The sequence below is a fragment of the Ruminococcus sp. N15.MGS-57 genome (assembly GCF_000980385.1).
Taxonomy (GTDB): domain Bacteria; phylum Bacillota; class Clostridia; order Oscillospirales; family Ruminococcaceae; genus Hominimerdicola; species Hominimerdicola aceti.
In genome coordinates, this window is record NZ_LARF01000118.1 from 1 (window position 1) to 927 (window position 927).

The 927-nt window shown below is 41.0% G+C and carries 2 tRNA genes; both read right to left on the reverse strand.

Annotated features, from left to right (window positions below):
* Nucleotides 1-549: 549 nt before the first annotated feature.
* Nucleotides 550-634: transfer RNA gene (locus WS40_RS10765), tRNA-Tyr, on the reverse strand.
* A gap of 51 nt (nucleotides 635-685) precedes the next feature.
* Nucleotides 686-761, reverse strand: a tRNA-Thr gene (locus WS40_RS10770).
* Nucleotides 762-927: the final 166 nt, after the last annotated feature.

The window sequence follows — 927 nt, forward strand, 5'->3', positions numbered from 1 at the left end:
AGCTTTACCCTGTTTGCCTATACAAATTATAGGACAATTCAAGGTTGTCACAGGCTCGAACCACTAGATTTTAAGGGAAAAGGTGCGTTCCACCATTCCCTTGTACAATAGGGGTTGAGTATGTTTTTCGTTGAACAACCGTGCCACATCGAGACCGTAGTCTTGATGTCAAGAAAATAATTATGCAATATAAAATTCGGCTTGTTTGCTGACTTTTGCAGCAGTTTAAATTATACGCACAACTGCTGCAAATGCTTGGCTGTATCTTGCGGAAACATATCCGCTAATGTTAGGTATCTAAACAGCACAAAACAATTCGAATTAGATGCAGTGGCTCTGTTTTTATCGGGGTACCCCTATTTATTTACATTGAGCCTAATTTTCATATATTTCGTTTTTTCGGGTTATCCCAACTATTGACATTGAGCCTGCTTAGTTAGCGTTATGTTAGATAACTGTTAGACAAGCAGATTTTCAGAGGGGGTTTATCTCTAATGAACGCAAAAGAAAAACGCCCTAAACTTTAGCGTTTAAGGCGTTTTTTAAGCTTGGTGGGAGAAGATGGATTCGAACCATCGAAGCGAAACGCAACAGATTTACAGTCTGCCCCCTTTGGCCACTCGGGAATTCTCCCCTATCAAGTTTTTCAAAAATCAAAGCCTACTGCCTAAACAGTAGGCTTCAATGGAGCTGGTGGACGGACTTGAACCCCCGACCTGCTGATTACAAATCAGCTGCTCTACCAACTGAGCTACACCAGCTTGTATTGCTTGATCTGTCGAACTGACGATATCTATTATATCATATCTCCAAGCACTTGTCAAGCATTTTTTATTTTGTTTTCATTTTTTTTAATAAAGTGGTCGAGGCGACAGGACTTGAACCTGCGGCATCTTGGTCCCAAACCAAGCACTCTACCAAACTGAG